Annotated in this window: 8 protein-coding genes and 2 tRNA genes; 6 read left to right on the top strand and 4 right to left on the bottom strand. The window is 50.3% G+C overall.

The features are described from left to right. Together EKM91_RS08100 and EKM91_RS08095 are read left to right on the top strand one after the other, a co-directional pair. Positions 1–573: RNA-guided endonuclease InsQ/TnpB family protein (locus EKM91_RS08100; RefSeq protein ID WP_125752477.1), on the top strand; the 573-nt coding region annotated here is incomplete at its 5' end. 163 nt (positions 574–736) lie between these two features. Beyond that, a complete protein-coding gene (locus tag EKM91_RS08095) occupies positions 737–1,270 on the top strand; it encodes a DUF308 domain-containing protein (RefSeq protein WP_125752474.1) in 534 nt (177 codons plus the stop codon). A 65-nt stretch (positions 1,271–1,335) separates the two neighbouring features. On the opposite strand, the gene thiD is transcribed toward EKM91_RS08095, so the two are convergent. Genes thiD through EKM91_RS08080 form a run of 3 tightly spaced genes read right to left on the bottom strand, consistent with a single transcriptional unit; the run spans position 1,336 to position 4,116 of the window. After that, positions 1,336–2,157, bottom strand: coding sequence for a bifunctional hydroxymethylpyrimidine kinase/phosphomethylpyrimidine kinase (gene thiD / locus EKM91_RS08090; RefSeq protein WP_125752471.1), 822 nt, complete (start codon positions 2,155–2,157; stop codon positions 1,336–1,338). Positions 2,158–2,216: 59 nt separating this feature from the next. Next, positions 2,217–3,275 carry a hypothetical protein gene (locus EKM91_RS08085; protein ID WP_125752468.1) on the bottom strand — a complete coding sequence of 353 codons (1,059 nt, stop codon included), beginning with the start codon at positions 3,273–3,275 and terminating at the stop codon, positions 2,217–2,219. Continuing rightward, on the bottom strand, positions 3,268–4,116 hold the full coding sequence (locus EKM91_RS08080) for an SbcC family exonuclease (RefSeq protein WP_125752465.1): 849 nt from the start codon (positions 4,114–4,116) through the stop codon (positions 3,268–3,270). Before EKM91_RS08080 ends, EKM91_RS08085 begins: the two co-directional genes overlap by 8 nt. A 232-nt stretch (positions 4,117–4,348) precedes the next feature. Here EKM91_RS08080 and EKM91_RS08075 point away from each other — a divergent pair, with 232 nt between their 5' ends. The 4 genes from EKM91_RS08075 to asnB all read left to right on the top strand — a co-directional run bounded on the left by EKM91_RS08075 (position 4,349) and on the right by asnB (position 8,292). Next, a complete protein-coding gene (locus EKM91_RS08075) occupies positions 4,349–5,497 on the top strand; it encodes an MDR family MFS transporter (RefSeq protein ID WP_125752462.1) in 1,149 nt (382 codons plus the stop codon). Positions 5,498–5,744: 247 nt separating this feature from the next. After that, positions 5,745–5,817: transfer RNA gene (locus tag EKM91_RS08070), tRNA-Ala, on the top strand. Between the two features lie 28 nt (positions 5,818–5,845). Continuing rightward, positions 5,846–5,918, top strand: a tRNA-Ala gene (locus EKM91_RS08065). Between the two features lie 415 nt (positions 5,919–6,333). After that, on the top strand, positions 6,334–8,292 hold the full coding sequence (gene asnB / locus EKM91_RS08060; RefSeq protein ID WP_125752459.1) for an asparagine synthase (glutamine-hydrolyzing): 1,959 nt from the start codon (positions 6,334–6,336) through the stop codon (positions 8,290–8,292). A gap of 67 nt (positions 8,293–8,359) precedes the next feature. Here asnB and EKM91_RS13865 read toward each other — a convergent pair whose 3' ends face one another. Continuing rightward, positions 8,360–8,530: a hypothetical protein gene (locus tag EKM91_RS13865; protein WP_164508506.1), complete on the bottom strand. Its 171-nt coding sequence runs from the start codon at positions 8,528–8,530 to the stop codon at positions 8,360–8,362. Positions 8,531–8,548 lie beyond the last annotated feature (18 nt).

The following is an 8,548-nucleotide window of genomic DNA, read 5'->3' as shown; positions in this document are numbered from 1 at the left end:
ATGTCATCAGTCCGCGTATTGACCGAGCAATTAGTCAGTTTGTATCACCGCGTGTCCTTGTACCAGCGGCGGCTGGCCCGCAAACGTCTAGCCAATCCCAAGCACTTTCGCTCTAACAATTACCGCGCAACGAAAACCAAGTTGCAGCGGACCTATCAGAAAGTGACGCGGATTCAAAGTGACCGCTTGCAGAAGTTTACGACGATGTTGGTGAAAGCCAACGGCACGCTTGCCATTGAAGACTTGGATGTCTTGCATATGAAGATGAACAAGCGACTGGCGAAGAATTTACATCGCTCGTTGTTTGGACGTTTCAAAGTGCTGATGAAGGACAAGGCGCAATGGTATGGCCGCCAGCTGATGATCGTTGATCGGTTCTACCCTAGCACACAGCGCTGCAGTCGTTGTGGGTTAGTGAAAACTGGTGACAATAAACTGACCTTAGCCGGTAATGTCCTTCACGGCACGAAACATCACGAGTTTCATTGTTACGGCTGTGGTGCTCAACTTGAGCGTGACGAGAATGCCGTACAGAACTTGATTCAATATGCTCAAGGGCAGGCTATGTCCTAAAGGTTCAAGAGCCAGTCAATGTTGCAAGGTGACTACCGACGTAAGCATACTGGTGTTAACGGGACCAAATAAAATAATGAATGTACAACTACGAAAGGAAAAATATAATCCTTTACTAGTGTCATTAGACATTCTTCCACATTTTATATAGCAGCATTTAACAATGCACACAAAAGTCACGCGCGTCTTCAAAAATGTGCTGGTTCGCAGTCTCAGCTTATTGCTGGTAGGGTTATGGTTTTTGCTCTTGCCGCAAACGGTGTACACCGTGGTCAAATGGGTCTTAGTCGCAGGCTTGCTGGTCATGGCGGCACCGGCCTTGATCCAAGGCTTGAAAGCACGCCATGCGGCAACCACGCGTAATTGGGCCTTGACGCGAGGGCTGGCCTTGTTGGTGGCAGCCTTGTTGGTAGCGGCGTTATTGCGGCCGGTCATGAGCTTGCTGCCGGTGACCATCGGGATCTTCGTGATCTTGTTTGGCTTGAATAAGATCGCCACGGCCAAGGCTGACAAGCAATATGTCAATGTCAGCGCCGTGCCGCAGATCCTTTATGGCGTGATCGTGATCATCGCCGGCGGTATTTTGTTGTTCAACCCGTTTCATGCCATCATGGTCTTGGTCCAAGTCACCGGCGGCATGATGCTGGTGATGGCCGTCATGGAAGTGGTGACAGCGGTGCGCGCGCCTAAAGCCTAAACCAAACACAGCAAAAAACCACCCAGAAGCAGGCACTGGCCTGCTTCTGGGTGGTTTTTTTGCGGTTAAATTGCCGGTGGGGTCAGCGGGTTGGCCCAGTGATTGATCGGACCGAATTTATGGCCCACGGCAATGGCGTTTTTGATCGCGGTATCGACGAATTGCTTGGCGATGCGCACGGCGGTTTCAACCTCTTGCCCTTTGGCTAATTCGGCAGTGATCACCGCACTTAAGGTATCGCCGGTCCCATTTTTGCGTTCAGTGGCAAAATAGGGTCCCGTCAACCAAAAGGCCTCCCCAGAGGCTAACAAGACATAATCGCGCACGGTATCTTGGTCGGAATCATCATGGCGGCCTTTAAGGACCACGTTTTTGGCCCCCATGGCTTGGATCTGATGGGCAGCGGCAATGATGCGCGCATCAGAATCAAGGGTCATGCCGGTGAGGTGCTCGGCTTCGTAAAAATTCGGCGTGATGACGGTTGCCAAAGGGATCAAGGCCGTTTTCAAGGTTTCAAAGGCAGCCGTTTCCAGTAACATGTTGCCATGTTTGGTGGAGATCACCGGGTCTAACACCAGCGGGCCAAAATCGTATTGCGTGATATTTTTGACCACGCAGTTGATTACGGCAGAATCGGCAAGCATGCCGGTTTTGCAAGCTCGGATGTGCAAGTCGTTGGCCAGATCGGCAAATTGGTGATCGATAAAAGCCAGCGGCACGACCATGCTGTCGTGGATGCCATAGGAATTGCCTGCGACGGCTGCCGTCAAGACCAAGGTGCCATACGTGCCGCGCATAAAGAAACTGTGCAAGTCGGCTTGCGCGCCGGCGGAACCATCGGAATCAACACCGGCGATCGTTAAGACTTGGGGAAATTCATTCGCCATATAGACAAGACCTCTTTTGCATAGAATATGTTAGATATTACTAGCAAAATGATGAGAAATCAATTAAATGCGCGTTTTTGCGGCAAGACGACTTTCAGCCATTCACCGATGAATGGGTATTGGTGATTAAGTTCCATGATCTGCACATCGGTTTCTGGATAGTGCAAGGTGATCGTATCGGCGGCTTCATTCGTGACGACACTGAGGGCTTGATGGTTTGGCAGCGCCAAGTCATAGCTGCCTGGCTGTTTGCCTTGGCGCATCAAGATGGCGTGGTTAGATGCGATCACAAATAATTCATCTAACGCCGGGGCATTTTCACCGGCATGAACGACGACTTGTAAGGTCAGCTGATGGCCGACTAATTCTTCCGGAATGGTCGTAGATGCCCATGAAAAGGCATCAGCGTCTTGGGCTTCTGTGCCCAGATCCATCCAGTCGTGACCGGCATCATCTAACACATGAAACGCGATTGGCGCTGCCCCATCCAAGTCGACGCCTAAGGTCAAATCGCCGGCTTTGGCGACGAGTTTGGCGGCTTCAATGGTGCGGGTGTTATCGTATTTGGTCTTGAAAGTCAGCCCATCAACTGGCTGCAGGACCGTTTCATCGACGGTCTTGAAGGCAAAGTCAGCGTCATAAAGCGCCTTGATCAACAGGCTTAAGGCTGAAAGTTCATTGTCGTCAAAAGGCAAGTCCGCCTCTTCTTTGGCGGTGACTTGCAACAAGGTCGGCAAGTTGCGGGCCACTAAAGTTGCCGAGTCCAATAACGGCGAGTCGATCACCAACAATTCCAAATTGGCGTCTGCAGAGGCCAAGTACAAGGTGATTTGGCTGTGACCGGAAGTCCGGATCTGCGGTGACAGCCATAAGCGTTCCGCAAATTTGTGGTTTAAGCCAGGCAAGGCGACTAAGGCTTGATAGAGTTTATCGGCCAATAAGGTGGTGTAGCTGGTGGTGAGGTTGGCTAAAGCGGCTTCGTTTTGGGCCCATAAGGCAGAATTTTCCTGCTTGTGGAAGGCGTGGGCATAGTGTTCGGTGATCTTGATGCGCGCGTCTTTGGCCGATAAAGCACTAGTGGCAATTTTTTGGAGGTCTTTGTTTTGGTAATTAAGCATTGGCTTGGTCTCCCTTCACTTCGAGTGCCCGCATGAAATCGTCTTTGAGGCTGGCTAAGACGTTTTCAAATTGGGTGACCGAGCTGTAAGTGCCGATCACGGCTTGATATTCATAGCGAGTGATCGCCGCGGAGACTTGCAGCGTGCGCTTTTTGGCATCAAATTCACTGTCTGCTTGGGCTTTAGCCGCATCAAAGCGCGCCTTGAGATCGGCTGGCGCACTGCGGCGGCGCGGCTGCGGTGTTGGCTCAGACGCGCTGGTGTCATCATCATCAGGATCGATGAAATTCTTCAACAATCCCCGGAAACTGTTGCCGGGCGCTGTCGTGCTGCGGCTGGGCGCACTTGGGGCTTCAACAGTTGCCGCTTCTAATTGGTTGTGCAAGTCATTGACGCTGCGATAAACGTCTTTGCGCAAGGCTTCGATTTGGTTATCGAGGTAGTGATCAGGATCTTGCGCGAAGGCTTCTAATTGCGGCAAAATGTTGCGCTGTTCGGGCGTCAATTGATCGATGCTGCGATCAAAGACGCTTAAACTGCCAAATTCACGCCGGTGATACCAATCGCCAAAGAAGACGCGCCCGTCATCGGCCACTTCGAAAAACGGGATATGTTGGCGTAAAAAGGTGATGAATGAACGTTGCAAGAACGCTTGCAGCTCATCTTGGGCCCCTTTGTCATAAGCTAAGATGTAGCCAGGGGTTTCGGAGACTTCCAAGCGTAATGTTTCTGCGGTTTGATCGATGCCTTTATATAAATGATAGGTCGATTGCTTGGCCCAGGCATCGCTGAATTCATTAAAAAAAGTTTGCTGATAGTTCAAGCTGGATTCTACTGTCATCGGTTTTACCTCTCGAATTCTATGCTGATATGTCCAGTTTACCGCACCGGCGCATGATTCGGTAGGATTCCCGAACGATTACGAGAAAAATTATTCTCTTATTATTGACTGCGCATGAGCGCGCTTCTCATCTGGTGCAGGCCGGAATGAGAAATTGCCCATTAAGGTGTCGCGCGCTTGGCCGCTTCAGTAAAATGAGCTGGGAGACTAAGTGGTGTGCAGGAGGAGCGTTATGCGGCGACAACAATTAAAGTTACCATGGCTATTTTTAGGGAGTTTGATCACCAATACCGGGATCAGCTTTATCTGGCCTTTGACTACGATTTATATGCATGAGTATCTGCATGAATCGTTGACGGTATCTGGAATCGTTTTATTTATCAATTCAATGGCGACGATGACCGGCAATTATTGCGGCGGCCGCTTGTTTGATCGCTGGCAGCCATATTGGACCTTGCTGCTGGGGATCTCGATCAATGTGCTGGCCACGCTGGGGTTGATCTTTTGGCATGGCTGGCCGGCGTATCCGTTGTGGTTGGTGCTATTAGGCTTGGGTAATGGGATCGTGGCGACGAATGTCAATTCTTACGCCACATTAGTCACCAGCCGCAAGCCGTCTTATGTGTTTAACGTCTTGTATTTCATGAGCAATTTGGGGTTAGTCATCGGGACGTTGGTCGTCGGCTATGTGCTGCCTTTGGGGATCACGTATATCTTTATCTTGGCGTGTGTCATGTTTTCACTGTTTTGGGTCGTGGCTTGGCGGCATTTTAACATCACCAGACCTGCCCGCCATCACGCCGAAAAACAGCACGCAAAGCAGCCAACGCGGCGGCCAAATGTGATTTGGCTATTGGTATTATTGTTTGTGACGTGGGTGGCTTATGAGCAATGGCAAAGCAACATCTCGGCGTTTATGCTGCAGTTGGGGATGACGGTGCGGGATTACAGCTTATTGTGGACGCTCAATGCGGTGTTGATCGTGGTGTTTCAGCCGGTGTTAACGGCATTTGATGATTGGCTAAGCGTACATATCCGCGCTCGGCTGACGACGGGGTTCAGCTTGTTTGTGGCTGCGTTTGGCTTGTTGCTATTGGCCAAGCCGTATTGGAGTTTCATGTTGGCCATGGCGGTGTTGACGCTGGGTGAGGTCTTGGCGCTGCCGGCGGTGTCAACTTATGTCGATCTCTTTTCTCCAAGGGATGCCCGCGGTCGCTATCAAGGGGTCGTGCAAATGTTGGCATCGGCTGGGCGTGCGGTCGGCCCGTTGATCGGGGCATTATTGATCGATGCGACCAGTTATCATGTCTTGTTTGCGAGCTTGATTGTCACGCTTTTTGCGGTGATCTTGAGCTTTAATTTTCAAGCCGCACGCAGTTAAGCAGTCATCTTCACACTTTCTTCACAACTAATTGTTACGATAAGTTTATCAAAACGAGCGACCCACTCGTTTTGACCCCAACCCTTTTATTTTCACTCCTCCAAAGTGAAATCGCTGTGCGGCTACCCTCCGCACGGCCAACCTACCCAAAAAGGGGCCGCATTCGCGGCCCCTTTTGGTTGTGGGGAGAATCGCTTAAAAAGCCTTTACAGCCGGTATAAATATGCTACAATAAAGCTTGTGTTTTGGGTCCGTAGCTCAGTTGGGAGAGCGCTGCCTTCGCATGGCAGAGGTCGTGAGTTCGAATCTCATCGGATCCATTTGGCACCATGATTAAAATTCCACCAGGGGTCTGTAGTTCAGTTGGGAGAACGCCTGCATGGCATGCAGGAGGTCGCGCGTTCAAGTCGCGTCAGATCCAGACGGCGAAGTTTTCGCGGTTCATGATGGCCCATCAAGGCCGGTCATGCCGCGTTTTTTTAATCAATGCTTGCGGTTCATGATGATGACGAGCACTGCAAAAAAACCTGGCACGCGGCTAAGGGGCACTTCATTAGCGAGGTGCTTTTTTTGTGGGCTACATATGCGGTTTGGTTGGCTTGATTGGCTGGTATTTGGCGTCTGCAAAGCGTGCAGCTTTGATGATGCAGGCGGATCGCTTGTTTTGGACACTGCGGCAAACGGAATTGGGCAGTCTTGGCGCGGTGGTCTGCAAAGACTTTACTAAGCTCGGGCTTGGATGCTTGACAGCCGCCTTGCTTTTCCTTAATGTGATAACAGTCTAAGCCGTGCAATCGAGCATGGCGCTGCATTTGGCTGGAGGAGGAACAGACACAATGTGTGGAATTATTGCGTTCAATGACCCAACGGTGCTTGATAAAGAATCGACCATCGAAGCAATGATGGAAATGATTCGGCATCGTGGTCCGAACATTGAAGGCGGCGGCCATTATATCAATGATGAAACGGCACTGGGCTTTTGCCGGTTGAGCATCATTGATCTTAATGGCGGCGGTCAACCGATTTATAATGAAGATGGCACCATTGTGATCACTTTCAATGGTGAGATCTATAACTTCCAGCCTTTACGCGAAGAACTGATCGCCGCTGGCCATGTGTTCAAAACTAAAGCGGATACTGAAGTGCTCCTGCATGGTTATGAAGAGTGGGGCATGGAAGGGACGCTTAACCGGGTGCGCGGCATGTTTGCGTATCTGATTTGGGATGATAATAAGAAGACCTTGTTTGGCGCACGTGATTTCTTTGGGATCAAGCCGCTATATTATTATCAACAAGGTGAGACTTTCATCGTCGGCTCTGAGATCAAGGCCTTTTTGAAACACCCGCACTTCAAAAAAGCGCTCAACAAGCAAGCCTTAAAGCCTTATTTGATGAATCAATATAATGACTTGGATGAGACCTTCTTCAAAAACGTCTATCGCTTCCCAGCTGGGCATTGGTTTGAATATCAAGACCAAACGCTGCAAATGCACGAATATTGGGATGCCAGCTACAAGCTCAATGAAGGGCGCAGCGAACAAGCGACCATCGATGCCATCGATAAAGAAGTCGTTGACTCGATCAAGCTGCACAATGTGGCGGATGTGCCGGTGGGCAGCTTCTTGTCTGAAGGCGTCGATTCCAGCTATGTGACCACGGTGTTAAAGCCGCATGAAGTGTTCTCCGTCAATTTTGACAATGGTCCGTTTGACGAAGCTAGCGTGGCGCGCGGGTTGGCTGAAGAAAACGGCTTGAACTTCAATGTTGAGACGGTGGATGGCGATGAAGCGTTCCATGATTTTGCCGAGATGCAATACCACTTGGACGAACCTGATGCCAATCCTTCCGTGATCCCATTGTGGTACTTGTGCCGCTTGTCCCGCAAAAAGGTGACGGTGGCACTATCTGGTGAAGGTGCTGATGAGCTGTTTGCCGGGTATGTCAATTATGGGATGCACACCAAAAAGCAAGTGATCCGGGTATTTGCCAACACCTTACACAAGCTGCCGCGGGGCTTGCGCTATTCATTAGGGCGCGGGATCAAGAAACTGCCGGCTTTTCCTGGGAAAGTGCACTTGTACACCTGGACGGCAAAGCCATCCGAATATTATGTAGGGGAAGCGTTCATCTACGATCCTGCCCAACCGACGATCTTCACTAGTGAGCAAGCCAATGGGTTATTGCAAGCCGACTATCAAAACGACTTGACCGTCAACGGCATCTACCAAAAAGACTTCGCCAAAGTCAAAGACGCCGATGAACTTAAGCAGATGCAATATATTGACTTGCACCATTTCATGCTCAACGACATCTTGCAAAAAGCGGATAAGATTTCCATGGCGCACTCTTTGGAACTGCGGGTGCCGTTTCTTGATCGCAAGGTCGCCGAATTGGCCAATTCGATCCCAAGCCGTTATCTGTTGAACCCGAATGGCTCCAAGTGGGTCTTTCGCAAGGCAGCAGAAAAGCATTTGCCTGCAGATTTTGCTAACCGGCCAAAGCTGGGCTTCCCGGTGCCGGTGAAGACTTGGCTGCGCGAAGAGAAGTATTGCGCGGTGGTGCGGGAATTATTTGCCGAAGACTGGGTGGCTGAATTATTTGACCAAAAGCAGATCTTGCAGCTCTTGCAAGACAACTTTGACGGCAAGACCAATGGCCGCCGCCAGATCTGGGTCTTGTACACCTTTTTGTTGTGGTACAAGATGTACTTCATTCAATGGGATGACACCGTGGCAAAATACGCGCATGTTCAACCTGACGTGGCCAAACTCATGGCTAGCGGCAAGTTGATCTAAACCCCAAATAAATGCCGGTACCGCTTCGCCCTGCAAGGGTAAAAGCGGTACCGGCATTTTTAGGTGATCAGCGTTTGGCCATGAAGGTTTGATAAGCCCAGTACAAGATCCCAATGATCACCACCAATAAGGCAAGCTTGACGATCAAGGCGATCAAGCCAGTCACGATCGGCAAGAGGATGATCGCAACGATCGCGATGATGATCCAAGTCAGTAGTTGTTTAGTATTGGTATGCATAATGATTCTCCTTAATCT

This window comes from Lacticaseibacillus baoqingensis, from assembly GCF_003946165.1.
Taxonomy (GTDB): Bacteria; Bacillota; Bacilli; order Lactobacillales; family Lactobacillaceae; genus Lacticaseibacillus; species Lacticaseibacillus baoqingensis.
This window is presented reverse-complemented; position numbering and strand designations above follow the sequence as displayed.